21 protein-coding genes are annotated in these 25,092 nt (G+C 74.5%); 10 read left to right on the top strand and 11 right to left on the bottom strand.

The features are described 5' to 3' along the window. The first annotated feature begins 485 nt into the window (after positions 1-485). Genes SCWH03_RS17930 through SCWH03_RS17915 form a run of 4 tightly spaced genes read left to right on the top strand, consistent with a single transcriptional unit; the run spans position 486 to position 5,666 of the window. Complete coding sequence (locus SCWH03_RS17930) at positions 486-1,790, top strand: polyprenyl synthetase family protein (RefSeq protein ID WP_173265266.1); 1,305 nt, start codon at positions 486-488, stop codon at positions 1,788-1,790. Beyond that, on the top strand, positions 1,787-3,517 hold the full coding sequence (locus SCWH03_RS17925; RefSeq protein ID WP_173265265.1) for a phytoene desaturase: 1,731 nt from the start codon (positions 1,787-1,789) through the stop codon (positions 3,515-3,517). The genes SCWH03_RS17930 and SCWH03_RS17925 overlap by 4 nt, the downstream gene beginning before the upstream one ends. After that, positions 3,514-4,599 (top strand): phytoene/squalene synthase family protein, encoded by a 1,086-nt coding sequence (locus tag SCWH03_RS17920; RefSeq protein ID WP_254076823.1) that lies wholly within the window; start codon positions 3,514-3,516, stop codon positions 4,597-4,599. Before SCWH03_RS17925 ends, SCWH03_RS17920 begins: the two co-directional genes overlap by 4 nt. Then, complete coding sequence (locus SCWH03_RS17915; RefSeq protein WP_173265264.1) at positions 4,596-5,666, top strand: Rieske (2Fe-2S) protein; 1,071 nt, start codon at positions 4,596-4,598, stop codon at positions 5,664-5,666. The genes SCWH03_RS17920 and SCWH03_RS17915 overlap by 4 nt, the downstream gene beginning before the upstream one ends. Positions 5,667-5,720: 54 nt before the next feature. Here SCWH03_RS17915 and SCWH03_RS17910 read toward each other — a convergent pair whose 3' ends face one another. From SCWH03_RS17910 to SCWH03_RS17895, 4 genes are all read right to left on the bottom strand, one after another. Continuing rightward, on the bottom strand, positions 5,721-7,316 hold the full coding sequence (locus SCWH03_RS17910) for an FAD-dependent oxidoreductase (RefSeq protein WP_371872712.1): 1,596 nt from the start codon (positions 7,314-7,316) through the stop codon (positions 5,721-5,723). Between the two features lie 308 nt (positions 7,317-7,624). Beyond that, the gene (locus tag SCWH03_RS17905; RefSeq protein WP_173265263.1) at positions 7,625-8,407 is read right to left on the bottom strand and encodes a methyltransferase domain-containing protein; all 783 of its coding nucleotides are present in this window, start codon (positions 8,405-8,407) and stop codon (positions 7,625-7,627) included. Positions 8,408-8,499: 92 nt separating this feature from the next. Next, positions 8,500-9,714 (bottom strand): lycopene cyclase family protein, encoded by a 1,215-nt coding sequence (locus SCWH03_RS17900; RefSeq protein WP_173265352.1) that lies wholly within the window; start codon positions 9,712-9,714, stop codon positions 8,500-8,502. A gap of 241 nt (positions 9,715-9,955) precedes the next feature. Continuing rightward, positions 9,956-10,585, bottom strand: a complete 630-nt coding sequence (locus SCWH03_RS17895; protein ID WP_173265262.1) for an RNA polymerase sigma factor — start codon at positions 10,583-10,585, stop codon at positions 9,956-9,958. A 597-nt stretch (positions 10,586-11,182) separates the two neighbouring features. Here SCWH03_RS17895 and SCWH03_RS17890 point away from each other — a divergent pair. From SCWH03_RS17890 to SCWH03_RS17870, 5 genes are all read left to right on the top strand, one after another. Then, entirely contained in the window at positions 11,183-11,707 is a 525-nt protein-coding gene (locus SCWH03_RS17890; RefSeq protein ID WP_173265261.1) for a hypothetical protein, read from the top strand. Between the two features lie 452 nt (positions 11,708-12,159). Continuing rightward, positions 12,160-13,404 (top strand): PP2C family protein-serine/threonine phosphatase, encoded by a 1,245-nt coding sequence (locus SCWH03_RS17885; protein WP_173265260.1) that lies wholly within the window; start codon positions 12,160-12,162, stop codon positions 13,402-13,404. After that, positions 13,401-15,359, top strand: a complete 1,959-nt coding sequence (locus SCWH03_RS17880) for a sensor histidine kinase (RefSeq protein ID WP_173265259.1) — start codon at positions 13,401-13,403, stop codon at positions 15,357-15,359. Before SCWH03_RS17885 ends, SCWH03_RS17880 begins: the two co-directional genes overlap by 4 nt. Continuing rightward, positions 15,356-15,793 (top strand): response regulator, encoded by a 438-nt coding sequence (locus SCWH03_RS17875; protein WP_173265258.1) that lies wholly within the window; start codon positions 15,356-15,358, stop codon positions 15,791-15,793. The genes SCWH03_RS17880 and SCWH03_RS17875 overlap by 4 nt, the downstream gene beginning before the upstream one ends. Before the next feature lie 327 nt (positions 15,794-16,120). After that, a complete protein-coding gene (locus tag SCWH03_RS17870) occupies positions 16,121-16,558 on the top strand; it encodes an ATP-binding protein (protein ID WP_371872701.1) in 438 nt (145 codons plus the stop codon). A gap of 173 nt (positions 16,559-16,731) precedes the next feature. Here the strand turns inward: SCWH03_RS17870 and SCWH03_RS17865 are convergent, their stop codons facing one another. The 6 genes from SCWH03_RS17865 to SCWH03_RS17840 form a co-directional block, all read right to left on the bottom strand. Then, complete coding sequence (locus SCWH03_RS17865) at positions 16,732-17,106, bottom strand: STAS domain-containing protein (RefSeq protein WP_173265257.1); 375 nt, start codon at positions 17,104-17,106, stop codon at positions 16,732-16,734. A gap of 371 nt (positions 17,107-17,477) precedes the next feature. Then, positions 17,478-18,356, bottom strand: coding sequence for an RNA polymerase sigma factor SigF (locus tag SCWH03_RS17860; RefSeq protein WP_254076821.1), 879 nt, complete (start codon positions 18,354-18,356; stop codon positions 17,478-17,480). Positions 18,357-18,640: 284 nt separating this feature from the next. Next, positions 18,641-19,033: a DUF2267 domain-containing protein gene (locus SCWH03_RS17855; RefSeq protein WP_173265256.1), complete on the bottom strand. Its 393-nt coding sequence runs from the start codon at positions 19,031-19,033 to the stop codon at positions 18,641-18,643. 183 nt (positions 19,034-19,216) lie between these two features. Beyond that, positions 19,217-21,343 carry an MMPL family transporter gene (locus tag SCWH03_RS17850; protein ID WP_173265255.1) on the bottom strand — a complete coding sequence of 709 codons (2,127 nt, stop codon included), beginning with the start codon at positions 21,341-21,343 and terminating at the stop codon, positions 19,217-19,219. Positions 21,344-21,678: 335 nt separating this feature from the next. Further along, positions 21,679-22,143 (bottom strand): MarR family transcriptional regulator, encoded by a 465-nt coding sequence (locus SCWH03_RS17845; protein ID WP_254076838.1) that lies wholly within the window; start codon positions 22,141-22,143, stop codon positions 21,679-21,681. 295 nt (positions 22,144-22,438) lie between these two features. Next, positions 22,439-22,807 (bottom strand): STAS domain-containing protein, encoded by a 369-nt coding sequence (locus SCWH03_RS17840; RefSeq protein ID WP_173265254.1) that lies wholly within the window; start codon positions 22,805-22,807, stop codon positions 22,439-22,441. Positions 22,808-23,167: 360 nt separating this feature from the next. Between SCWH03_RS17840 and SCWH03_RS17835 the strand changes: the two genes are divergently transcribed. After that, positions 23,168-24,325, top strand: coding sequence for a PP2C family protein-serine/threonine phosphatase (locus SCWH03_RS17835; protein WP_371872710.1), 1,158 nt, complete (start codon positions 23,168-23,170; stop codon positions 24,323-24,325). A 103-nt stretch (positions 24,326-24,428) separates the two neighbouring features. Here SCWH03_RS17835 and SCWH03_RS17830 read toward each other — a convergent pair whose 3' ends face one another. Further along, a complete protein-coding gene (locus SCWH03_RS17830) occupies positions 24,429-24,926 on the bottom strand; it encodes a MarR family winged helix-turn-helix transcriptional regulator (protein WP_173265252.1) in 498 nt (165 codons plus the stop codon). Between the last annotated feature and the right edge of the window lie 166 nt (positions 24,927-25,092).

Genomic DNA, 25,092 nt, shown 5'->3' with positions numbered 1-25,092 from the left:
GCTGCCGTCGGGACCCCGGTCGTCCGGCGCCCGGTGCGCGCGCTGCCCGGCGCGCGCTGCCCGGTGTGTGCTGCCCGGTGTGTGCGCTGTCCGGGCTGTGCGGCCCGCAGCCCGCAGTGCGGGGCCGGTGTCCTGGGCTCGCGGCCCGGTGTGCCGGGCCGGGGCCGCGGCACAGGACGCGTTGCGCTGTGTCCTGTGCGGCGCTCGCTCTGCGGCCCACGCTGACAACGCTGTTCACACCGCTGCCGACCGCGCTGCTGACGCCGCGTCCGGCGGAGGGCCGGCGCCCGCTGTCCGGCGTGCGGCGCGATGAGGCAATCGGGCGGATGCGAGCGCCTTCCGCACGTCTGCCGCGGTGATCGCACCGCGCCATGGTCGACTGGTCGACGCCGGACACCCGTCGTACGCGGCGTCACAGCAGGCGCATCCGAACGCCGCCTCTCCGCGGAAGGACGAAGGACGGCAGCCGACGACGCGGAGGACGCATGCAGCGACCCGGGGCAACCGCGCCCAACCCGACCGTGCGGGAATACGGTCACCCATCCTCCCTCTGTGCGGAGGCCGACGCCGACGTCCCCCGGGCGGTGGGGTCCCGACTGGAGCTCCTGCTGCAGGACCGGCTGGCGGAAGCCGCCGCACTCGACGGCGTCTTCACCGCGGATGTGGCCGGCCCGCTCGCACGGTTCACCCTGGACGGGGGCAGGCGAATGCGCTCCCAGTTCCTGTGGTGGGCGATGCGGGCCTGCGGCGGAGCCGAGGCGGAGGCGCCGGCTGCGCTCCGCACCGCGGCGGCGCTGGAGTTGATCCAGACCTGTGCACTCGTCCACGACGACGTGATGGACGGCTCGCAGCGCCGCAGGGGCGGGCCGTCGTTCCACGCCGGGCTCGCCGCACGGTACCCCGGCGCCGCGTCCCCCGGCACCGGGGCGGTGCCGTTCGCCGCCGCCGCCGCGGTCCTGGCCGGAGACCTCGCGCTCACCTGGGCCGACGACATCGTCGCCGGGACGGACTTCGACGGCGCCGTGCGGCACCGGGTGCTGGCGGACTGGCGGGCCATGCGTACCGAGATGGTGGCGGGCCAGTACCTGGACCTCCACGGCCAGGCGACCGGTGCCCGTTCCGTTGCCCAGGCCATCCGCACCGCCTGCCTCAAGACGGCCCAGTACACGGTCGCCAGGCCGTTGTCCCTGGGAGCGGCGCTCGCGGGCGCCGACGCGCGGGCGACCCGGGACCTGTGCGCGGCGGGCCGGTACGCCGGTACCGCCTTCCAGCTCCGTGACGACATCGAGGGCGTGTTCGGCGATCCGCTCCTCACGGGCAAGCCGTCGGGCGACGACATACGCTCCGGGAAGCTCACCTATCTCGTCGCCGTCGCCCGGGCGCGGGCCGAGTCCCGGGGCGACCGCGCGGCGTTGTCGGTCCTGGAAAGCTCCCTCGGGGACGCGGACCTGACGGAGGACCGGCTGCGGCGGGTGCGGGAGGTGCTTTCCGCCACCGGTGCCCTTGCGGTGGTGGAGGAACGTATCGGCCGGCTGCTCGCGGCCGGGGAGCGGCGGTTGTCCGCGGCCGCCCTGTCCCCGGTCGCGGCGGACCGCCTGCGCACGCTACTCGCCAGGGTGGCGGCCCCCGCCGGTTCCCCCGCCCACGCGGACCCCACGAGGCCCGCGCCGCCTGCCGCGTCCGCTTCGCCGGGGCACACGAGCCATACGACGCATCGGAACGCCCGCCCAACGGGCGGGACGCCCGGGCGGCGGCGGTCGGGGACCACCGTCGACGGGAGCCGCCGATGAGGACCGTCCAGGGCCGCACGGACCACGTCGTGGTGGTGGGGGCCGGGCTGGCCGGTCTGTCGGCCGCTCTTCACCTCCTCGGCGCCGGACGCAGCGTCACCGTCGTGGAGCGGGACCACCAGCCCGGTGGCCGGGCCGGGCGGATCGAGCGCGGCGGCTACCGGTTCGACACCGGCCCCACCGTCATCACCATGCCCGATCTCCTCGCCGACGCCTTCGCCGCGGTCGGCGACTCGATGGCCGACAGGCTGGAGCTCCTCCCACTCCATCCCGCCTACCGCGCGGTGTTCGCCGACGGGAACGCGCTGGACGTGCACACCGGTCCCGACGCCATGGAGGCGGAGGTCGAGCGCTTCGCCGGCGCGCGCGAGGCGCTCGGCTACCGGCACCTGCGCCACTGGCTGGAGAAGCTGTACCGGGCCCAGATCGGCCGCTTCATCGACGCCAACTTCGACTCGCCCCTGCAACTCCTCACCCCCGACCTCGCCCGGCTCGCCGCGCTCGGCGGCTTCGGCAGGCTCGACGCCCGGATCGGGGCGTTCCTCCGCGACGAACGGCTGCGCCGGGTCTTCTCGTTCCAGTCGCTCTACGCGGGCGTCGCCCCGTCCCGCGCCCTCGCCGCCTACGCGGTCATCGCGTACATGGACACCGTCGCCGGGGTCCACTTCCCGAAGGGCGGTGTGCACGCCGTGCCGCGCGCCATGGCGGACGCGGCGGCCGACGCGGGAGCGGTCTTCCGCTACGGGCAGACCGTCACGCGGCTGGAACGCACCGGCGATCGCGTCACCGCCGTCGTCACCGGCCAGGAGCGCCTTCCGTGCGACGCCGTCGTCCTCACCCCCGACCTGCCGGTCGTCTACCGGCTCCTCGGGCGCAGCCCGCGGCGGCCCCTCCCGCTGCGCCACTCGCCGTCCGCCGTCGTCCTGCACGCCGGAACCGACCGGACCTGGCCCGGACTCGCCCACCACACCATCTCGTTCGGCACCGCCTGGGAGAGCACCTTCCGCGAACTGACGCGCACCGGGGACCTGATGACGGACCCGTCCCTCCTCATCACCCGGCCCACCGCCACCGACCCCTCCCTCGCTCCCCCCGGGCGGCACGTCCACTACGTACTGGCGCCCTGCCCCAACACCGACATCGGCCCGGACGCGGCCGGGTGGCGGGACCTGGCCCCCCGATACCGGGAGAACCTGCTCGCCGAACTCGACCGCCGCGGACTCTCCGGTGCGGAAGCGGCCATCGAGGAGGAATGCCTGGTCACGCCCGCCGACTGGACCCGGCAGGGCCATGCCGCCGGCACGCCCTTCTCGGTGGCGCACACCTTCGCCCAGACCGGCCCGTTCCGCCCGCGCAACCTCGTCAGCGGCACCGCGAACGCCGTTCTCGCGGGCTGCGGCACCACACCCGGAGTCGGTGTGCCCACCGTCCTGATCTCCGGGAAGCTCGCCGCCGCCCGCATCACCGGAGCACACCGGCCCACCGCTCCGGCCCCCACCAGCAGGGTCACCCCCACCCCCACGGCCGCTGCCACCGGCGCGCGCCGCCCGGCCGCGGCTGCGGCCGATCCCGGGGAGGGCTCGGGCACGCACCCTGCTGCGGCCGATCCCGGTAGGGGCTCGGGCGGGCACGCGCCACCGGCACATCCCCGTGCGGGCTCCGGTGCACCCCCGCCGGGCACGGCCCATACCGACACCCTCCGCACACCGAAAGGCGAAACCGCATGACACGCCGGGAACTCGACGCCGCCGGGATCACCGAGCCCGGACTGCGCGCCGCCTACTCCGACTGCCGCCGGCTCAACGCCCGCCACGGCAGGACGTACTTCCTCGCCACCCGGCTGCTGCCCGTCGAGCGGCGCCCCGCCGTCCACGCGCTGTACGGCTTCGCCCGCTGGGCCGACGACATCGTCGACGACCTCGACGGCGATGCCACTCCCGAGGAACGCGCGACGGCGCTGCACCGGCTGTCGGATCGCCTCGACGCCGGGCTGCGCCTCGGCCGCAGCCCGGAACCCGTCGTCCACGCCCTCGCGCACACCGCCCGCCGCTACCGCATCGACCACCGCCACTTCAGGGACTTCCTGGCCTCCATGCGCAGCGACCTCGAGGTGACGGACTACGCCGACTACGCCGAGCTGCGCCGCTATATGCACGGTTCCGCCGCCGTCATCGGACTCCAGATGCTGCCCGTGCTCGGTACGGTCGTCCCGCGCGAGGAGGCCGCCCCGCACGCCGCCGCCCTCGGGATCGCCTTCCAGCTGACCAACTTCCTCCGCGACGTGGGCGAGGACCTGGACCGCGGACGCGTCTACCTCCCCGCCGACCTGCTCGCCGCGCACGGCGTGGACCGCGACCTGCTCCTCTGGAGCCGCGCCACCGGCCGGCGCGACCCCCGGATCACCGCAGCCCTGGTGGACGCCGCCGGTCTCACCCGCGGCGTGTACCGGGAGGCCGCGCCGGGGCTGCCCATGCTGGACCCGGTCTCCCGGCCGTGCATCCGCACCGCCTTCGTCCTGTACGGCGGGATTCTGGGGGCCATCGCCGACGACGGCTACGCCTGCCTGCACCGCCGCGCGGTCGTCCCGCCGGTGCGCCGGGCAGCGGTCGCGCTGGACGGACTCGCCAGAGTGGCGGCCGCCCGCCTCGCCGCACCGCGCCGCAGGGCGGCGGCCCGCACCCGGCGGGACTCCCGGCACCCGCGGCCCGCCCCCGCCGGGCGGCGGCGCCCCGGTGGGGAGCAGCAGACGGCCGCGGCGGGAGCGCCGACCGCACAGGACGGGAACACCGTGGAGGGGAAGGCCGTATGACGCTCCGCAACGACCACGGCGGCGGTCCCGGCGCCGGGACCGGGACCGGCCCCGGTCGGCGCCGCGGCCGCACACCCCTGCGGCTGCGCCGGTCCGCAACCGCCTGGGAACGCCAGAGCCCCACCTGGCGCGACGCCCGCCCCGCGCTCATCGACGGAGCCCTCAAGCGCGCGCTCGCCCGCCCGTCGGGCAACTGGTACGTGCTCGGGGACTCCCGCGCCGTCCGGCCGGGCGCCCCGTTCGGCCGGACCGTCGCAGGAGTCGAGGTGGTCGCCTGGCGGGACGGCGGGGGACGGCTGGTCGCGGGCCCCGGGGCCTGCCCGCACCTCGGCGCGCCCCTGCGCGACAGCCGGGTGCGCTGCGGGACGCTGATCTGCCACTGGCACGGACTGGCCCTGAACGGCGGACCGTTCGCGGGGTGGGAGCCGTTCCCGGCGTACGACGACGGCGTGCTCGCATGGGTGCGCCTCGACGAGGCCGGAGGCGAGGAGCCCCTGGAACGCCCGGTTCTCCCGGTACGGCCGCGGCCGTCCTCCGCCGTGGCATCCGTCTACACCCGCACCGGCGTCTGCGAGCCGGAGGACGTGGTGGCCAACCGGCTCGACCCCTGGCACGGCGCCTGGTTCCACCCGTACTCGTTCGTCGACCTCCGGGTCGTCGGCGCCCCCGGAGCCGGCCCGGAAGCGCAGGCGGCGGACGCCGACGACGCATTCGCGGTGGAGGTGTCGTTCAAGGTGGCGGGCCGGATCGTCGTCCCGGTCACCGCCGTCTTCACCGCGCCCGAGCCCCGTACGGTCGTCATGCACATCACCGAGGGCGAGGGGGAGGGCTCGGTCGTCGAGACCCACGCCACCCCGCTCGGTCCCGACCCGCTCGGAGGGCCGCGCACCGCGGTCGTCGAGGCGGTGGTCGCGTCGTCCGACCGCCCGGGCTTCACCGCCGCCCGCGCCGCCGCGCCCGTGCTGCGCCCGCTGATCCGCGCGGCCGCGGCCCGCCTCTGGCGCGACGACCTGGCGTACGCGGAGCGCCGCTGGCACCTGCGCAGCACGGGCCGCTTCCCGGGCTGAGGCCCGCGAGGCAGGACCCGGTCCGCTCGTACCGGGTCCTGCCGGACCGGGGGTTCAGGCCCTGCCGAGGCTCGCCAGTGCCCGGAGCAGCGCCGAGCGTCCGCGCGGCGGAACCGTGCGGAGCGGATGGCCGCGCACGCCCCAGCGGGCCAGCAGGGCGTTCGCGGCCAGGAAGCCACTGGTCGCGGCACGTTCCATCAGGGCCACCGGAAGGTCGGTGCGGACCAGGTCGCCCGCCACCATCAGGACCGGGTCCGGAGTGCGGACCGACGGCCGCGACCCATGGCCGCCCACGGGGAACAGCGGGCAGTCGTCCCGCCATTCGTGGCGCTCGTCGACCACCCCCGCGTCGCGCGTCTCCGGGTACACCCGATGCAGCTGTTCCAGCAGCCGGTCACGCACGGCCGCCCGTCCGCCGTCGGTACGGGCGGCGTAGGCGTGCAACTCCACCACGGAGCCGCCCGTCCGCAGCGCCCAGCGGTGCGCCTCGCCCTCCCACCGGTCCAGCACGCTGATGTTGTCCAGGTCGCCGTAGCCGCTGGTACCGAGGAAACCGGGCCTGGCCGGAGCCACCGGCCGGTCCAGCCAGAACCGGGACACCAGGAAGGGCGGCGCGGTACGCAGCCCCGCGACGCCCGCCCGCCAGGCCGCGCCACCGATGCCGGGGGACGCGGCGACCACCCGCTGCAGTCCCGCCGTGTCCAGGGCGAGCACCACGGCGTCGTGCACGGCCGTACCGCCCGCGGCGGTCACGGCGAGACCTCCGCCGCGCACGGGCTCGACCGAGTCGACCGCCGTCGCCGTGCGGATCGTGGCCCCCTGGTCGCGGAGGTACTCCGCAAGCGGTTCCCACAGCGCCTGCGGGAAGGGCTCCCGGGGCACGTCGAAGAGCAGCCCCTCGCTGGAGCCCAGGAAGTAGATGTGGAACATCAGCGCCAGTTCGGCCGCCGAGAGTTCCCGCGGGTCGGCGAAGAAGCTGCGCGAGAAGACCTCGAAGGCGAGGTGCTGCGCGGCCTCCGGGAAGCGGATCCGGGCGAGGAAGTCCGCCGCACCGATCGTGTCCAGCCGCTCGTAGACCCCGGGTACGCGCACGTCCAGCAGCGGCAGCGCCGCCGCGGGGTTCATCCGCAGCAGGTCGCGCCAGCCGAACGAAGGGCTGAGCGCGGCGAATCCCAGTGCACTGAGCGGTGGAGTCCGCGGCACGCGGGCGAAGCTGTCGAGCATGCCGTCGCTGTGCCGCAGCGGATAGTCGGGCAGCGGGGTGAGTGAGTGCAGCCCGGGGTCGGCGCGCCGCAGCAGCTCGCGGAGGTTGTAGTACTGGCGGAAGAAGGCGTGGAAGCCGCGGCTCATGGTGGCGACGGAGCCGTCGGCCAGTTCGACGGGCCAGCCGGCCAGCCGGCCGCCCAGTCCGTACTCGCGCTCGTACAGCGTGACGCGGACGCCCCGTTCGGCCAGGGCGGTCGCCGCCGCGAGGCCGGCGATACCGCCGCCGACGACACCGGCGTGCGGCGGGGGGCCGTCCACCCGCGCGCGGCCCGGCCGGGCGGGCAGGACGTGCGACTTCCGGTCCCGGACGTCGAACGCGGCCCCACGCCCGACGCCCGCGCCGCTGCGGGGGCCTGTGCGGGGGCCTGTGCGGTGCGGGCCGATGCCGCGGGGGCGGGTGCGGTCGACGACAGGGCCGTCGGCGCCCGTGCGGCCGTTGTCCGTGCGGCCGTTGTCCGTGCGGCCGTTGTCCGGGTGGCCGGCGCCCGTGCTGCCGGTGTCGGTGTGGCCGGTGTCCGTGCGGTACCGGCCGGGCCCGCCCGTGTGTGCGTCCCTCGGGCGGTCGGTCGTGTTCGCACCCGCCCGACGGCCGTCCGTCCTCGCATCCGTTCCTCGGCCGCTCGTGCTCACGCCTGCTCCTCCTCCGCCGCCGCCGTCACCCGTGCTCACGCCGGCTTGTACGTCACCCGTGCTCACGCCTGCTCCTCCGCCGTCGGCACCCGCGCCACGAACGTATGGGTGATGCCCGTGTGCCAGCCGGGCAGCGGCAGGACCCGTACCTGCACGAAGCCCGCCCGCTCCAGGCGCCGTGCGAACTCCTCCGCCGTGTCGAACTCCACCACGCTGCGCCACAGATGCCTGTACAGGTCGCCGTCCCCCGATCGGCGGGCCACGGGCAGGACCAGCCCCCGGCACACCGCCGTCCACACCGCGCGGTGGGCGGGGCGGCCACTGAGCGTGTACTCGTGGACGGCGATGCGCCCGCCGGGGGCCAGCAGCCCGCGTACCCGGGCCAGTACCCGGTCGGGGTCCGAGACGTTGCGGAACAGGTAGGCCGCGAAGACGGCGTCGAAGGGACCTGTCACCCCGGCCTCGGCGAGCCCTTCGGCGCGGGCGTGGACGAACGACACTCCCCGCGGCCAGGACTTGCGCCGGGCCCGCTCCAGCATTCCCGCCGAGGCGTCCACTGCCGTGACCTGCGCGTACGGGGCGGCCGAGAGCAGCGCTGCGGTGGACGCGCCCGTCCCGCAGCCGAGGTCCAGCAGCCGCACTCCCCGCCCCCTGGCCGGCCCTGGCCCCGGAAGCCCCGCGCCCGGCAGCGCTCCGTCCGGCGGCTCCGCGCCCGGCAGCCCGAGGCGCCGCGCGGAACGTCGGAGCTGCCGGTGGTATCCGGGATTGGCCCCGACCAACCCGTCGTAGGACCGGGCGGCGCGGTCGAACGCCGCCGTCAGATCGGCGTTGTGCAGCAGGGACATCAGCGGCTCCTCGGCGATGGGGCAGGGACGGACTGCGGCAGGCAGGGGCAGAGGGCAGAGAGGGGGCAGGGCAGGCGGGCGGCGACGGGGACTCAGCGGGCCGCGGCGCGGTGCTCCGCAGGCGGCGGCGGGTGGCGGCGGACCGCGGGGAGTTCGACCACGGTCCTGAGCATCGGCCCCACGGGCGTGCGGAATCCGATCAGGACGTCCTCCCACCAGCGGGTGCCACCGTCCAGAAAGCGCAGCAGGCGGTGCGACGGCACCTCGCGGAACAGCCCGCTGAAGAACGCGCCGCCGTCGATCCGCCCGGTGTCAAGGGCCCGCAGCAGGACCGCGTCCATCAGCCGGGACCGGGCCGGGTGCGGCCCGGCGACCAGAGGTGTGCGGCCCCGGGCCAGCGCGTCCGCGATGGCCCGGGTGTGGCGCTGCGCCGCGGCGAAGGTGTATCCGGTCGACGGCCGGGTGGCGCCTCCTGCCGTGCCGATGGGGAACACCGCCTTTCCCGTCCGGCGCGGGAAGCGCGCGTCGGTCATGGGGATCACGCCTTGCTCGGTCGCCGTCACGCGGAACGGGCCGAGGCCCAGTACGTCCCCGGTGTAGTGGCGCAGGGCCCGCTCGTACGCTGCGGTGCCGAGGACGGCCGGGGAGAACTCCGTGTACTCCACCAGCGCCTCCCGCGGGCCGAGGGGCAGCACATAGCCGAAGGACAGTCCCCGGGCGGGCTGCGGCGTACGGAAGTCCATGAGGTCCGCGACGCCCGGCTCGAAGTGCGGCCGTTCGGTGTGCACGAACCAGCCGCGGAAGTGCTGGAGCAGCGTGGTCCTGGCGGGCCCCGGCCGCCCGGGACGGGAGTCGAACGCCCATCGCGCCCGCAGCCTGAACTCCGCACCGGCGGCGTCCCGTCCGCGTACCTCCGCGCCGCCGCCCGGCAGGTCCGAGACCGTGTCGACGACCGCCTCGTACCTCCGGCAGCCGGACCGGTGGAGCAGTGTCCGCGCGTGCTCCTCGAAGCGGGTGGAGCGGATCATCTTGTACCGGAGGGGATGGGGGCGCGCGGTCGCCGCCGTACCGTCCGGCGCGGTGACCCGCAGCCGGTCCCAGCTCGCCGCGAGCAGGTCGTCGTACTCGCCGCCCGACTCCTCCCAGTAGCACCAGGTGCGCGCGGGCGGCCGCAGCGGCCCCGCGGGCGCGTCGACCAGGGCGACGGAGAGGGCCCGGCCACCGCCAAGGCGCCCACCGGTGATCCGGCGGGCGAGCGAGAGACCCGCCGCGCCCGCACCGACGATGACGACGTCCACGATGTGCACGGCGGCCCTCCCGCGGCTGGACGGCACGACGGCGGCCCTCCCCGGGCGGGGAGGACGGCCGTTCTCCCCGGGCGGGAAGGCCGTGACGCCGATGCTTCCGCGAAAAGGGGCCGGGCGGATGCAGTGGCGCGCGCGTGTTGCGGCGGCCGTCCCGGCCCTCCACCGGTCCTCGCTGCGCCACCGTTCCCGGGTCTCCCGCCCGCCGTAGCCCTTCGGCCGGTCTCCGTTCCCTCGCCGGCCCTCAATCCTGCGTGGTGAGCGAGCGGCGCAGGGACAGCAGGGCGCGCCGCATATGGCTCTTGACGGTGCCGAGGGGCAGCCCCGTCCGGTCGGCGATCTGGGTCTGGGTCAGGTCGGCGTAGAAGGCGAGGCGTATGACGTGCTGCTGGGCGGAGGGCAGGTGCTGCAGGGCGCGCAGGACGAGCACCCGGTCGACCGCCTGCTCAGGACCCGGGCCGGTGGCGGGCGCGGTCGCGGGGGAGAGGAACGCCGCGGCCGCGGCGACGAGTTCGGTGCGCCGGGTGCGGGCGGCCAGCGCGTCCGCCACCTTGTGGCGGGTGATGCCGACCAGCCATCCGGCGAGGCCGCCTCGCCCCGGCCGGTAGCCGCGGCGTCCCCGCCAGGCGGCGAGGAAGACCTGCTGCGTCACGTCCTCCGCCTCGCGCTCGTCCCCCAGGGTGCGGCGGGCGAGGGTGTACACGAGGGACCCCCAGCGCTGGTATGCCACCTCCAGCGCGTTCTCGTCGCCCGCTGCGAACCCGGCCGCGACCGAAGCGTCGTCGGAGAGTTCGCCCGCCGTGCGGGGCCGCGGCGACGGGCGGACGGTTCCGGTCGGGGACCGGTCGGGCTGTGCGGGTCGGACAGGGGCCATGGTTTCGGCTCCTCGTGCCGGGCCGAGGCCCGGCGTTGGTTCCGGACACGCCGCCCGCTCCGGGCGACCGGTCGGGCGTGCCGTGGCTGCGTGCTTGCTTGCGCGGCAGCACGGCCAGATTTGCCGCCGGGATGTCCGGCAACAACTTGCACCGTTTCTGCATCGCATTCGCGCTCCCGCCGGTCCGGCGACCGGATCGGTCCCCGCCGCGGGGCACCTGCCGGGTCGCGCCGGTTCGGCCGATCCCCGTGGGGGCCTGCCCGCATCCGGTCGCCGCCCGGGACGTGAACGAGTGGGTGGGATCCGTGAGACCCGCCAGTTCCACCCTAAGACGGGATGTGCCATGACAAAACTCCACGAACCATCCGCCGTGTCCGGGCGGCGGGATGCCATCGCCCCGCTCGCTCGGGGCGCTTGCCCCGCCGCGCGAGGGCAGGCGGAGCGCGCTCCCGTACCCGGGGGGCCGGGTGCGGGAGCCGCCGCATCGGCGGGGGCCGCAGGTGCCGCCGCAGCAGCCCCCGCCGCCCCCGCGCGGGGAAGGGCCCGAGGTGCCGCGACCGCTTCCCGGATCCACGCGGCGCGTGGGCGCGGTACGCGGTGACGGAGCATCCCGACCCGGCGGACCTGGCCGAACTCGCTCTGGAGGGCAGGGCGGTCGACGAGGCGCCACCGCCTGTCCGGGAGCATCTGCGCGCCTGCGCCGGCTGCCGGAACGAACTCGACGAACTGCGGCGCCTGGTCGGGGCCGTGCGTACGGCGACCTCCTCGGACCTGGTCGGGCCGCCTCCGCCCGGAGTATGGGACCGCCTGGCGCACCAGGCCCGGGTGGGACGGAAAGGGCGGCAGGCGCGGAAGGCACGGCAGGCGCGGCAGGCACGGAAGGCGCGAAAGGGTGAGAAGGAACGTAAGGATCGAAAAGGGCAAAAGGGGTGCGCGGGGCGGGTCTTCGCGGCCGACGCGGACGGGATGCCGATGCCGGGCGGGCGGACGCTCCGCCGCAGGCGCCTGGCCGCCGCGGTGCTCCTCGCCGCCGGGCTCGCGGCGGTCGCGGCGCGCTGCGCCCTGCGGTGGACTCGCCGCCGCCGGCCGGTGAGAGAAGACCCACTCCGCCGCCGTGCATGAACCTCGCCGGACCAGGCAATGCCCTGGCCGTACCGAGTGGCCCCTGCCGCCCTTCCGGAAGTCCCCGGGGCCGGCCGCGTGGTGCGGGTCCGCGGAGCCGCGGCGGCCCGGACGGGGTCCGCAGGCGGCGCCGGAGCCCGCGCGGCAGCGGTGGAAGGCCGTCTGCGGAGGGTGGCGGTTGCCGGGCGCAAGCCGGTCTGCGGAGGGTGGCGAGTCGCGGTGGAGGTCGGTCCCCGGGATGGCGGCCATCCCTCCTGCGCGGTCATGCGAAGGTGAACGGACATGATCCGCGCGCTGTTTGGCCTGATCGTGGCGGTATCGTCGAGCAAGAGCCACGCGAGTGCAATTATTCGCGAACGACAAGTATTCTGCTTGCGCCCCACGGCCTGCGTGCGGCTCGGGAAAACGGGAGGTCGGCTGTGAGGAGTCCTGTCGGTGGGCGAGATCCGGAGGTGACGGGTCCCGGGACCTTGGTCCCGCAGGTGCCTCCGGCCCGCGTGGCACCGGCCGATCCCGCGGCTGCCGACTCCCGCGTAGCGGTCCTGCTGGTCGAGGACGACGACGGCGACGCGCTGCTGGTGGAGGAGACCCTCCGGGACAGCGGCCTCGCGGTCCGGCTCACCCGCGCCCGCTCCCTGGCCGAGGCCCGCCGGGAGCTGAGCGGCGAGCACGGACCGCCCGCGGAGTGCGTCCTGCTGGATCTCCACCTCCCCGACGCCCGGGGGCTGGATGCCGTAGGCCAGGTGCTGGAGATGTCCCCCCGCGCCGCGGTCGTGGTGCTGACGGGACTGGCCGAGGAGGGCGTGGGGCTCGCCGCCGTCGCGGCGGGCGCCCAGGACTACCTCATCAAGGGCGTCTTCGAGCCGACCGTGCTGGCCCGTTCCGTCAGATACGCGGTGCAGCGCCGCCAGATCGAGCAGGCGGCCGTGGCCCTGGAGGCCGGCCGGATGCGCGCCCAGGAGAACTCCCGGCTCGAACGGGGGCTGCTGCCCTCACCGCTGCTGCACGGCGCCGGGGTGCAGGTCGTGTCCCGGTACGAGCCCAGTAGGGCGCTGGGCCTGCTCAGTGGGGACTTCTACGATGTGGTGGAGGCCCCGGACGGCACGGTCCACGCCGTCATCGGCGACGTCTCCGGACACGGCCCGGACGAGGCCGCACTCGGCGTCTGCCTGCGCGTGGCCTGGCGTTCCTTCACCCTCGCCGGGGTCACGGGCACCGATGTGTGCGAACTCATGCAGAAGGTGCTGGTGGCCGAGCGCACCGGCTCCGAGATCTTCGCCACGGTCACGACCGTCGAGCTCCCGCCCGGTATGGCGAAGGCCGAGGTCGTCCGCGCCGGGCACCCCCCGCTGCTGCTTCGGGACCCCGCGGGCGTCCGGCTCGTGGAGACCGCCGTCGGCCCGGCGCTCGGTCTGCTGCCCGAAGGCCACCGCCACTGGCGGGAGGACCACGTCGACCTGCCGCCCGCGGGCGGCCTCGCCCTGTTCACCGACGGACTCTTCGAAGGCCGGGTCAGCGCCGACGGGAAGCGGCTCGGCGAGGAGGGCCTGCTCGCCCTCGCGCGACGCAACGCCGGCCGCCCGGCCGAGGAGTTCGTCACCGCCCTGATCTCGCAGACGCGCGCCCTGTCCGCCGACCACGGCGGACACAGCGACGACGTCGCGCTTCTCCACCTCGAATGGAACGAGCAGAAGTGACCGGTAACGAAGACCGGCGGACACCGGACGGCGCGCCGCCCGCGCGCACCCGCCTGACCGTCCCCATCTGGCTCGGTATCGTCCTGGCCGCCATCCTCGTCGTGGTCGCGGGCATCGCGGTGGTCGGTGCCCGGCTCCTCTCCCAGACCGCGGCCGAGTCCGACGACCTCGTGGACCGCATCCAGCCCGCCCAGGTGGACGCGTACCGGCTGCAGAAGGCGCTCCTCGACCAGGAGACCGGTGTACGGGGCTTCGTCCTCAGCCGGGACGTCCGCTGGCTGGAGCCGTACACGAGGGGCCAGCAGGAGGAGGAGTCCGCGGAGAGGTCCCTGCGCGGGGCGCTGGCCGGCGACACCGCGCTGCTCGCGGCGGTCTCCCGGGCGGCGGAGACGGCCGAGGCCTGGCGGAGCGGCCATGCCGCCCCGCTCGTCGAACGGGCCCGCGAGGGCGCGTTGGCTCCGTCCGCCGAGGTCGAACTCCAGAGCAGCAAGGCCGCCTTCGACCGGCTCCGTGTGCGGTTCGACGAGCTGAACGCCGCGCTGGGCGACGAACGTGCCACCGCCAAGGCGGAGATGCACCGTGCCCGCACCGGCCACAACTGGGCCCTGGGCGGCATGCTCGCGGCCTTCGTCGTGTTCGCCGCGGCACTGGTGATCGTTCTCCAGCGGGCCGTCGGACGCCCGCTGGACCGTCTGCGCACGGCCGCCGAACGGGTCGCCGACGGCGACTTCGAGCACCGGATCGAGCCGGCCGGCCCGGCCGAGACCCGGCGCCTGGCCGCGGCCGTGGAGGCGATGCGGGTCCGCGTGCTCGACGCCCTGAGGGCCTCGCAGCAGCGCGAGGAACTCCTCGCCGCGCGAACGGCGGTCCTGGACGAGCAGGCGGTCGAACTGCGCCGGTCCAACGCCGAGCTGGAGCAGTTCGCCTATGTCGCCTCCCACGATCTGCAGGAACCGCTGCGGAAGGTGGCCTCCTTCTGCCAGCTGCTGGAGAAGCGCTACGGCGACCGGCTCGACGAACGGGCCGGGCAGTACATCGGATTCGCCGTGGACGGCGCCAAACGCATGCAGGTACTGATCAACGACCTGCTGACCTACTCCCGGGTGGGCCGGCTGGGCGACTCCCGGGGCACGGTCTCGCTGGACGCCGCGCTCGACGGCGCACTGGCGAACCTCGGCTCGGCCGTCGAGGAGGCCGGAGCCGTCGTCGAGCGCCCAGACGGGCCGCACACCACCACGGGCGATCCGGTGCTGCTGACGATGCTGTGGCAGAACCTGATCGGCAACGCCGTGAAATTCCGGTCCCCCGACCGCCCGCCGGTCGTCCGGATCACCGCCGATCGGGAGGACGACGGCGGCACCGCCGTCTGGCACTACCGGGTCGAGGACAACGGCATCGGCATCCCGGAGGAATTCGCCGAGAAGGTCTTCGTGATCTTCCAGCGGCTGCACAGCCGGGACGCCTACGGCGGTACCGGCATCGGCCTGGCGCTCTGCAAGAAGATCGTGGAGCACCACGGCGGCCACATCTGGATCGACACCGCGCAGCGTGCGGGCACCCGGATCCACTTCACCGTGCCCGCCGTCTCCGCCGGAGAAGCCGCCGGGGGCGGCGAGCTCCCGTGCGCTGCGTCTCCGGCCGGTGAGCGTCCTGCCGGTGACTCTTCGGGCCGGGTGCCGCCGGGCGGTGACTCTTCGGGTCGGGAGGTGCCGGGCGGTGGCTCTTCGGGTCGGGAGGTGCCGGGCGGTGGCTCTTCGGGTCGGGAGGTGCCGGGCGGTGGCTCTTCGGGCCAGGAGCCGCCGGGCGGTGGCTCGCCGGGCGGGGGACCGCCGCGCGGTGGGTTTGCGCACCAGGAGCCGTCGGGCGGGAAACCGCCTGGCGGGGAACCCGAAGCCCCGGGGACCGGCCGGCCCACGGCCGGCGGCCCGCCCCTCACCGCAGGAGACCACCGATGAACGCCACCAAGCCCATCGAGGTGCTCCTGGTCGAGGACGATCCCGGTGACGAGCTGATGACCAGGGAGGCGTTCGCAGACAACAAGATCGGCAACAGCCTCCATGTGGTACGCGACGGGCAGGAGGCGCTTGACTTCCTCTACCGGCAGGGCGCCCACGGGGACGCCCCGCGTCCCGACCTGATCCTCCTCGACCTCAACCTGCCCAAGTACGACGGACGCCAGGTGCTGGAGCGCATCAAGGCGGACGAGGACCTCACCCACATCCCCGTGGTGGTGCTGACGACGTCCGCGGCGGAGGAGGACATCCTGCGCAGCTACCGGCTGCACGCCAGTGCCTACGTCACCAAGCCGGTCGACCTGGAGCAGTTCATCGCCGCGATCCGGAAGATCGACGACTTCTTCGTCACCGTGGTGCGGTTGCCCCGCCCCTGACCGGTCGCCGTACGCCCGGTGGCGGAACCACCGGAGCCCGCGGTGCCGCGCGACTTCCAGGGCACCGTCACGCCCGGGGCATCGGGGATTCCCGGGGGCCGGGGATTCCACGGTGCCCGGGAATCACGGGGCGCCGGGGTCCACAGGGTGGCCCCGGGCGGCGAACGGGGGCTGCTGGCCGGCCGAGCCGTGCGCGGGAGCGCGTGTCGGTCCGCCCCGGACACGGGCCGCGTCCGTTTTCCGCCGGCCCGGGAGGTGCCGTCGCTCCGATTCGGGGTAGGAGAGCGCCGACCCAGGGACGGCAGGGACGAACGGGACGACCAGCAGATGACTTCGAGTGTGATCGGCACGAGCCACGACGCGGCCTCGGCGCGGGCCGGAGAGGCGTGGGCGGGGGCGGTGTACGACGGCGGCCCTGGAAGCATCGCCGAGGCCCGGGGCTTCGCCACGCGTTTCCTGGTGGACGGGCACGGTCTTGACCCGTCCTCGGAGACGGTGTGCGCGGTGGAGCTGATCGTGTCGGAGCTGGTGACCAACGCCTGCAAGTACGCACACGGCCCCTGCGCCGTGGACATCGAGCGGGTGCCGTCGGGCGTGGAGGTCGCGGTCTGGGACAGCAGCCCCGCTCTGCCGCTGGCCCGGACGGCGGACCCGGGGCGCGTGGGCCGGCACGGGCTGGAGATCGTCCTGGCACTGTGCCAGGGCTTCACCGTCGAACGCGAGGCGGTCGGCAAGCGCGTCACGGTACGCGTCTTCTGCGCCTGAGCGGTGAGGATCAGCTCCGCCGGCCCCAAGCCGCCGGCCCCAAGCCGCCGGCACCGGGCAGCCGAGCCGGCGTCAGTCGGCCGACCGGTCCGGTGCCCGGCGCCCCACCGCGGGCCGCGGTGATGAGACGTTCCTCGCTGCCGGGTGCGCGGAGTTGCCGGGGTGAGGGACGCTCAGGGGCGGGGGACGGCGTCCTCATCATGCCTGACGTCCAGCACCTTGTCCGCTCCGGTGATCTCCATGAGACGGCGCAGCTGAGGCTGAGGCTTCGCCACACGCAGCTCCGTCCTGTGATGGGCACGCAGCAGCAGGTTCAGGAAGGCCGAGTCGCCGAAGGTCACCCCGGAGACGTCGAGGATCACCAGTGAATGCTCCGCGGACGCCGATGCCAGGGCGGCGTCCAGCGGCGGCAGTGTGCTCATGTCCAGTTCGCCGAGCGCGGTGATCACCCACGCGCCGCCGGCCGCGTACTGGGTGCCGATCGGGCCCTGTCCGTCCTGCCGGGCCTCGTCGCCGGCACGGGACTGGTCTTCGCTGCTCGCGTCCATGGTGGGGAGTATGCCCGTACCCGCACCGCACCGGTAGTCACGCACCGGTAGTCACGCACCGGGTGTCCCGCGGCGGAACACCGCCGGGCACGGTGGTTCAGGGGGACTGCGTGTGCGTCAGGGGTCCGGGGGCCGAGGCATCGCCCGGGGGCTGAGGCGATCGTGCCGGCCGGCTGCCGAGGCCGCCGTCGTACCGCCTCGGCGAAGGACCGCGCCGGCTGCCGCCCCATGCGGACGGCGATGGCCCCCTGCCCGTCGGGGACGCGCGCCGCAGCGTCCTCCGTGGGTGGGGCCACACCGGCCGTCCCTCGCCCGTTGCCGTGCGCCCGCGGGACCTGACTCGTGCGGGGCGCGGACGCACTCCTCGCCGCTCAGGCGGTGCCGGCTTCCAGCAGCCCGGAGCGCAGCCGCTTGATGATGCGGGTCAGCAGCCGTGACACGTGCATCTGGGAGATGTCCAGCTGTTCACCGATCTGCGCCTGGGTGAGTTCCTCCACGAATCGCAGATGCAGGATCCTGCGGTCGCGCTCCTCGAGTTCGGCGACCAGGGGAGCGAGGGAGTGGAAGTCCTCGATCAGTTCGAGCGCGGCCTCCTCCGCACCGATGAAGTCGGCGAGTGCCGCCTCGCCGTCCTGGGCGCTGTCGCCCGTCAGTGCGGCGTCAAGCGAGGCGGAGTTGTAGGCGTTGGAGGCCTTGCGGGCCTCGATCACGTCCGCCTCGGGCAGGGACATCAGCTCGGAGAGCTCCCTCACCGTGGGGGTCCGGCCGAGCCGGCTCCGCAGCTCCTCGGTGGCCTTCGCCAGCTCGACGCGGGCCTCCTGGAGGCGCCGGGGGACGTGCACCGCCCAGCTGGTGTCCCGGAAGAAGCGCTTGATCTCCCCCACGATGCAGGGGACGGCGAAGGTGGTGAACTCCACCTCGCGCGACAGGTCGAAGCGGTCGATGGCCTTGATCAGGCCGATCGTGCCGACCTGGACGATGTCCTCCATCTCGTCCGCGCCGCGGCTGCGGAAGCGACCCGCCGCATACCTCACCAGCGAGAGGTTCATCTCGATGAGGGTGTTCCGCACGTACTGGTACTCGTGCGTGCCCTCCTCGAGTTGTGCCAGTCGTGCGAAGAACTGACGGGAGAGGCCGCGTGCATCCTGGGGAGCCACCTTGGACGGGTCCGCGATCGGCGCGAGCCCGATCCCGTCGATCGCCGAAGTCGTCTCCTGTGCCGCGATTGCCGCTGCGGTCACGGCTGCCATGCCATCCACCCCTGTCGTCCGAGTCTCCATCCCCCGTGCGCGGTCCGCATACCCCGGGATTCCGAGAGCATTCCCCGCTGTGCACCGATCCGTCCGGCGTCTTTCGGGGGTCGCCTGAGGCGAGGCTGCGGTGATCACTTCCGTACCGCCCATGCCGCCTGTGCCGCTGTCCCCACCGCCCATGCCGCTGCCCCTGCCGCGCCTACCGCCCATGCCGCCTGCGGCCCCCGCACCGCCCGGACCGCCTGCTTCGCCGACGCGGTCCACACGGCCCGTACCGGTGCTCATACCGGCTCCATACGGCCGAACAGCCCCGCGTGGCCCGGGGGCAGTTGGGTGAGGATCCGCCGCAGCAGGGCGTCGTCCGCGACATCGGCCACGATGCCGAGCACGGCCCTGACGGCGCGCCGGGCCTCGCCGAAGTCGCCGTGGTCCCGTGCCGCGACGGCCTCGACGAAGGCCCGGGGAGTCAGGGGCTCGCTCGCCGGCGAGCCGTCCGTCAGCAGCGGACCGCACTGCTGCGGCAGCAACCGCGCGAGATCGCTGCGGTCGTCCCCCACCAGATGGGCGCCGAGTACGTCGAGGACGCTCTCGACGGCCCTTGCGGCTTCCGGCCTCCTGCCGTAGTGGCCCCGTTCCCGCACCTGCTCGAGCAACGCTTCCAAACCGCTCTTCATCGCGCACTCCTTGCCGTGGTCGTTCCTTCGGCCCTCGCCGGGACGGTTCGGCCACTGAAAGTGATCATTTGGCTACCCGCCGGGGCGAGGGGTAATCGCCGCCGCCTCTGAGGCATGACCCGGACGGCCCAACGGGAGCGGTCGCGTTCCGGTGCGGTCGAGGTCAGCCGACGTCAGCCGACGTCAGCCGACGTCCGCGGGTACCGCAGGGGACCGCTCCCGGTCCACCGACGGCTCCCGGCTCAGCCGACCGGGCCACCAGGCGGTGCGGCCGATGTCCCTGACGAGGGCGGGGACGAGCAGGGACCGTACGACGAGGGTGTCGAGCAGGACGCCGAAGGCGACGATGAAGGCGATCTGGACGAGGAACGCCAGCGGGATGACGGCGAGCGCGGCGAAGGTGGCGGCCAGCACCACGCCCGCCGAGGTGATGACCCCTCCGGTGGCGGTGAGACCGCGCAGGACGCCCTCCCGCGTGCCGTGCAGGAGTGACTCCTCCCGGACCCGGGACATCAGGAAGATGTTGTAGTCCACGCCGAGGGCCACCAGAAAGACGAACCCGTACAGCGGCACCGACGCGTCCGTGCCCGAGAACCCGAACACGCCCTGGAACACCAGCGCCGAGACGCCCAGTGTCGCGACGAAGTTGAGGGCGACGGTCGCGACGAGCAGCACGGGCACCAGCACCGAGCGGAGCAGCGCGACCAGGATGAGCAGGATCACCACGAGCACGACGGGCACGATCAGCAGACGGTCCCGCTCGGCGGTCCGCTGGGTGTCGTACTGCTGCGCCGTGTAGCCGCCGACCAGGGCGTCCGCGCCGGAGACCGAGTGCACCGCGGCACGGAGGCGTACCACCGTGTCCTTGGCGGCGTCGCTGTCCGCGGCGTCCTCCAGGGTGACGTCGATCCGGACCTTGCCGCCGGCCGTCAGCGGTTCCCCCGCGCCGGGGCGCCCGGACGCGGTCACCGGTGCCGCGGAGTCCACTCCCTCGGTCGCGGCGGCCGCCGCCGTCACCTCCGTGACGCGGCCCGCGTCGGCGATCACGACCGCCGGGTTGCCCGAGCCGCCGGGGAAGTGCTCGCCGAGCACGGCCTGTGCGGTGACCGAGGGTGCGTCGTTGACGAAGATCTCGTCCAGTGGAACTCCCTTCGACACCAGGCCGGGGGCGAACGCCGCGCAGGCCAGCAGGCCGGCGAGCGTGGCGGCCCAGACCTTGCGCGGGGCGCGGTCCACCAGCGCGGCCACGCGCGGCCAGACGCCCCGGTCCGCGCAGTCGCCGCCGGCCGCCTGCCGGGGACGGGCGGGCCAGTACGCGGCACGCCCGAGCAGGACGAGCACGGCCGGCAGGAAGGTGAGGGCGCTGAGCACGGCGCAGACGATGCCGATGGCGCCGACCGGCCCGAGGGCCCGGTTGTTGGTCAGATCGCTGAACAGGAGTGCGAGAAGGCCGAGGGCGACGGTGGCAGCGCTCGCCACGACGGGGCCGGTGGACCGGCGCAGCGCCGCCTTCATCGCCGCGAACCGGTCCGTCCGCCCGGCCAGTTCCTCGCGGTAGCGGGCCGTCAGCAGCAGTGCGTAGTCGGTCGCGGCGCCGATCACGAGGATGGACAGGATGCCCTGGACCTGCCCGTCGACCCGCACCACGTCGCGGTCGGCGAGTGCGTAGACCACGGCGCAGGCCAGGGCGAGTGAGAGGACGGCACCGGCGATCACGACCAGCGGCAGCAGCACGCTGCGGTACACCAGCAGCAGGATCAGCAGCACGGTGGCGAGGGCGACGGCCAGCAGCAGTCCGTCGATCCCGGCGAAGGCGTCGGACAGATCGGCCTGGGTCGCGGCGGGGCCTGCGATGCGGGCCGCCGCGCCGGGCACCCCGTCCGCGGCCTGGCGCACCGCAGCCAGGACGTCGGGGAGTTGCTCGCCCAGGTCGGGCCGCAGCTGGACGACTCCCTGGAGGGCGCGTCCGTCCTCGGCGGGGACGGCGGGGGACGCGGCGCCCGCGATGCCTGTCGCTCCCTCGAGCGAGGCCAGGGCGTCGGTTGCGGACCGCTGCATCGCCGCGTCCACGGCGCCGTCCTCGGGGGTCCAGACGACGACCGCCGGGAGCGTCTCGTCCTGCCGGAAGGCCTCCTGGGCCTCCGCGACCCTGGTGGACTCGGCGCTGCGCGGCAGGAAGGCCGCCTGGTCGTTGGTGGCGACCTCGCCGAGCTTCCCGGCATAGGGGCCCAGGGCGGCGCCGCAGGCGAGCCAGACGGCCAGCAGGAGGAGCGGTACCAGCCTGCGGGCCGGACGCGAGGAGGGTGACATGGCACTCCCGGGTGTGTGCGGTTGCTTCACGCGACGGGCGAGGGGTATTTGTTTCGGTCATCGACTATCTCGATGATTGAAGCAGTTTGCCATGTGCCGGTCCCGGCGCCGAACCGGGGTCCCGGCGGCCGGACGGTCCGGCGGGGCGGCCGGTCGTCACGGGGCGGCACGGCGCCTCCTCTTCCGGGGGCGGGCCGCCGCCGGATGCTCCGAGTCCCGGGGAGTTGCCGCAAAGGTCCCAAAGAGGTCCCCAAAAGGTCCCGAGGGGGTCCCATGGCGGCCTCGCCGGCCTCGCCGGCCTCGCCGGCCCCGCCGGACGGGTCGGCGGAAGGGGGTCAGCCGCGGCCGGAGAGGCGGTCCAGCTCCTGGTTCATCGCGGTCAGAAAGCGCAGCACGACGGCCAGTTCGCCGTCGTCGAAGCCTTCCTGGGCGCGGGCCGCCGCCTCGGCGAGCGGCAGGAAGTGTGCGCGTGCGGCGGACCTTCCGCGCGCGGCGTAGTGCAGATGGACGACCCGGCGGTCCCTGCTGTCGCGGGATCTGCGAACGTGGCCTGCCCGCTCCAGCCGGTCGAGGCACGCCGTCACGGCCCCGGAGGTCAGTCCGAGGTGCTCCCGCAGCCGCCCGGGTGTCATCGGGGTGTCGGAGTCCAGGATCGCGGCCAGCGCCTGTACGTCGGTGGCGTGCAGTCCCTGGGCGGCGGCGAAGCCGTGGACGAGCCGGTTCATCTCGCCGTTCAGCCGGCGCAGCTCCACGGCGAAGGCTTGCAGGTCGCGGCCCACCGGCCCGGCCGGTCCCGCCACCGCGCCGGTCGCTGCGGCGGTGGTGGCGGTGTCCACCGGCCCCGTCTTGTTCGTCCTCGCCACGCCCCCACCCTATAGAGCGGCGGACGGCGGCCTGCGCCACCGTCCGCCGCGGGGGAGGTGCTCGCCGGCGGGCCCCGACGGCACGGCGGCGGAAGGGGGCGCCGTCGGCCCGTGTGCGGCCGGGATGCGTGCGTCGGGCGGGGGCGTGCCCCCGGCAGGGAGGGCCCGGCGGAAGGATCCGTCGGAAGTGCCGGTCACGCGCGGGGGTCTGTCTGTCGGGCGGAAGTTCCCGTCACGAGGGGGCGCACGCTCCTCCGAGGGTGGTGAGCGCCGTTTCGACGTTCTCGTGGACGGCGTTCGTCAGGCTCAGCCCGGTGAGGTCGAACAGTCGGGCAACCTGCGGCGCCGGAGCGGCGAGGTGCAGATCTCCCCCCAGGGCCCGCGCCTCCCTGGTGGCGCGTATGAGCACGTTCAGCCCGGAGGAGTCCATGAACCCCACGGCGGACAGGTCCAGTACGAGATGGCGCCGGCCGTGGAGGGCCTGGTTGGCCAGATGGTGGTGGAGCAGTGTCGCCGTGTCGACGTCCAGCTCGCCCTGGATCGTCACCACCGCCGTGCTGGGGTCGTGGATCTCGACCTCGACGTCCAGGTTCTGTTCCATGGGGAAGTGCCTCCGCTTTTCGGATGGATCGTGGCGCAGGGTGCGAGGGCCCCAAGGGGCACCACGCCGCGGGGTCGGCGCACGTGCCGACGGCAGCACGTGTGCCCAGCATGGACACGCGCACACCCCTCGGGTCAAGTTGCCGCCCGGACATCATTGCCGCGTGACAAATGTTGCTTTCGGCTCGTAGGATCATGGTCTCGTGCCCGGCGTTCGTGACCCCGGAGTCCGTGGATACGTGCACAATGACGGCATGCTGGGCTTGTGGCTCCGGCACGACGAGAATCGGATGACGTGGACAAGTTCGCTGCGCTTGAGCAGGCCTTGCGCGGGGCCGCCCCCCATGCGCTGCTCGACGTGATGAGCGCCGCCCTCGACGAGCGGTACGGCACCACCGTGGTCGAACTCCGGCTGGCCGACTACGGGACGCGGTCCTTGCAGGCCGTGGAGAGCGAGCCCGGCGCTGTCGAGCCCGTGCCGATCCACGGCAGCCCCCAGGGGCGCGCCTTCGGTGCGCAGGAGCCGTACGTCACGGAGGAGGGCGGGGGCCGGGTCTCCGTGCACCTGCCCGTCACCGTGCGCGGCGACCGGCTGGGAGTGCTGACCGTGGGGATGGCCGCTGACGCCTTCGCCGGGGCCGATCTCCCCGGCCTCCGCCTGGCCTGCGAGGCGCTCGGGCACGAGCTGCTCGTCGCGGAGCGCGACACGGACCTCTACCTGCTGGCCCGCCGCGCCGCTCGGCTCACCCTCGCCGCCGAGATCCAGTGGCAGCTGCTCCCCGGCCGCGCCTGCGCCCGGGACGAGTTCGCCCTCGGCGCCCAGCTGGAACCTGCCTACGGGATCTTCGGCGACAACTACGACTGGTCCGTGTCCCGCGACCACCTGACCGTCGCCGTCACCAACGGCATGGGCGACGGCACCGAGGCCGCCCTTCTCAGCAGTCTCGCCGTGAACGCCCTGCGCAACGCCCGCCGTGCGGGCCTCGGCCTCGCCGACCAGGCCGCCCTCGCCGACCAGGCCGTCTACGCCCACTACCGGGGCCGGGCGTATGTGTCGGTACTGCTGATGCGCTTCGGCCTCGCCACCGGAGAGGTGGAGGCCATCGACGCCGGCTCGCCCCGGCTGTGGCGGCTGCGTGACCGGGAGGTGGAGCCGATCCCGTTCGACGCACAACTGCCGCTCGGCATGTTCGAGGAAACGGTGTACGTGCCGGAGCGTTTCACCGTACGCCCGGGCGACCGGATGGTGTTCGGCAGCGACGGCGTCTACGAGGCGTTGTCGTCGGCCGGTGAGGCGTACGGCGAACGGTCCCTGTCCCGTACGCTCCTCGCCACAAGCCTTCTTCCCCCCACCCAGGTGCCCGGAGCGGTGCTGCGGGAACTCGCGGGCCACCGGGGGGACAAGGGCCTCGACGACGACGCACTGGTGCTCTGCCTCGACTGGTACGGACGCGGCGCGGACTCCGGTGGGCTCCCTCGTGTCGCTCCCCGACGCCGGTGGCGTGCACTGACGCCCTGATCCGGTGGCGTGGGCTGCCTCCCTTCCCGATGCGGCGGCAGGGCGCGCCGTCGGCGATGGGCTGCGGACCACCCCCGGCCCGGCAGGAGGACCGGCGGGCGGTTCACGAGGGGCGCGCGGAGCCGCTGTCCGGACCGGGGGCCTGGGCGGCGTCCGCCACCACGGCCTGCCGGAATCCGTGGAGCCCCTCCCACAGCGCGGCGCGGGAGGCCGGCTCCATGGCCTGGACGGCCGCCAGCAGGACCTCCTCGCGCTGGGAGCGCAACTCGGAAAGGTGCGCCCGGCCGTGACCGGTCAGGCGGATCGTCAGCTCCCTCCGGCTGACCGGGCTGGGGGCCCGCTCGACCAGTCCCATGGCCTCCAGCCGGTCGCACAGTCTGCTGACCGACGACGGCGCCGAACCCAGGACGTCCCCGAGCGCCCGGAGGTTGATCCCGTCGGCGTGCTCCAGGCTGAACAGCACCCGGAGCTGGGAGGCCGACACGGCCGATGCGGTGTCCCGGCCACGCTCCCACAGGATCTCGAGCAGCTCGATCACGTCGCAGGCCGCCCGCGCCGCATCGGCCGATCGCCGAGAGCGTGGAGCCGGACTCGTGCTCATGCCGTGACACTCCGTATCAGACGTGCTCTGCCGGTGCCCGGTCCTGGCCCCGGGCGCAGCGCCGTGGCGCGGGGCACGGGCCGCAGGCACCAGGCGCTCGTCGGGCCACCCTATCCCTCTCCCCGCGTACCCCACCGGCCGCCGATCCCGGCGCCGACCGGAGGAG

It is taken from the genome of Streptomyces pacificus, from assembly GCF_011766325.1.
Lineage (GTDB): Bacteria > Actinomycetota > Actinomycetes > Streptomycetales > Streptomycetaceae > Streptomyces > Streptomyces pacificus.
The sequence above is the reverse complement of the archived record's forward strand: the minus strand, read 5'-3'. Positions and strand labels throughout refer to the sequence as shown.

Coding starts and splice junctions, on each gene's coding strand:
- SCWH03_RS17930 (WP_173265266.1), top strand. CDS start 486: ATGCAGCGACCCGGGGCAACCGCGCCCAACCCGACCGTGCGGGAATAC.
- SCWH03_RS17925 (WP_173265265.1), top strand. CDS start 1,787: ATGAGGACCGTCCAGGGCCGCACGGACCACGTCGTGGTGGTGGGGGCC.
- SCWH03_RS17920 (WP_254076823.1), top strand. CDS start 3,514: ATGACACGCCGGGAACTCGACGCCGCCGGGATCACCGAGCCCGGACTG.
- SCWH03_RS17915 (WP_173265264.1), top strand. CDS start 4,596: ATGACGCTCCGCAACGACCACGGCGGCGGTCCCGGCGCCGGGACCGGG.
- SCWH03_RS17905 (WP_173265263.1), bottom strand. CDS start 8,407: ATGTCCCTGCTGCACAACGCCGATCTGACGGCGGCGTTCGACCGCGCC.
- SCWH03_RS17895 (WP_173265262.1), bottom strand. CDS start 10,585: ATGGCCCCTGTCCGACCCGCACAGCCCGACCGGTCCCCGACCGGAACC.
- SCWH03_RS17875 (WP_173265258.1), top strand. CDS start 15,356: ATGAACGCCACCAAGCCCATCGAGGTGCTCCTGGTCGAGGACGATCCC.
- SCWH03_RS17870 (WP_371872701.1), top strand. CDS start 16,121: ATGACTTCGAGTGTGATCGGCACGAGCCACGACGCGGCCTCGGCGCGG.
- SCWH03_RS17865 (WP_173265257.1), bottom strand. CDS start 17,106: ATGGACGCGAGCAGCGAAGACCAGTCCCGTGCCGGCGACGAGGCCCGG.
- SCWH03_RS17860 (WP_254076821.1), bottom strand. CDS start 18,356: ATGGCAGCCGTGACCGCAGCGGCAATCGCGGCACAGGAGACGACTTCG.
- SCWH03_RS17855 (WP_173265256.1), bottom strand. CDS start 19,033: ATGAAGAGCGGTTTGGAAGCGTTGCTCGAGCAGGTGCGGGAACGGGGC.
- SCWH03_RS17850 (WP_173265255.1), bottom strand. CDS start 21,343: ATGTCACCCTCCTCGCGTCCGGCCCGCAGGCTGGTACCGCTCCTCCTG.
- SCWH03_RS17840 (WP_173265254.1), bottom strand. CDS start 22,807: ATGGAACAGAACCTGGACGTCGAGGTCGAGATCCACGACCCCAGCACG.
- SCWH03_RS17835 (WP_371872710.1), top strand. CDS start 23,168: ATGAGCGCCGCCCTCGACGAGCGGTACGGCACCACCGTGGTCGAACTC.
- SCWH03_RS17830 (WP_173265252.1), bottom strand. CDS start 24,926: ATGAGCACGAGTCCGGCTCCACGCTCTCGGCGATCGGCCGATGCGGCG.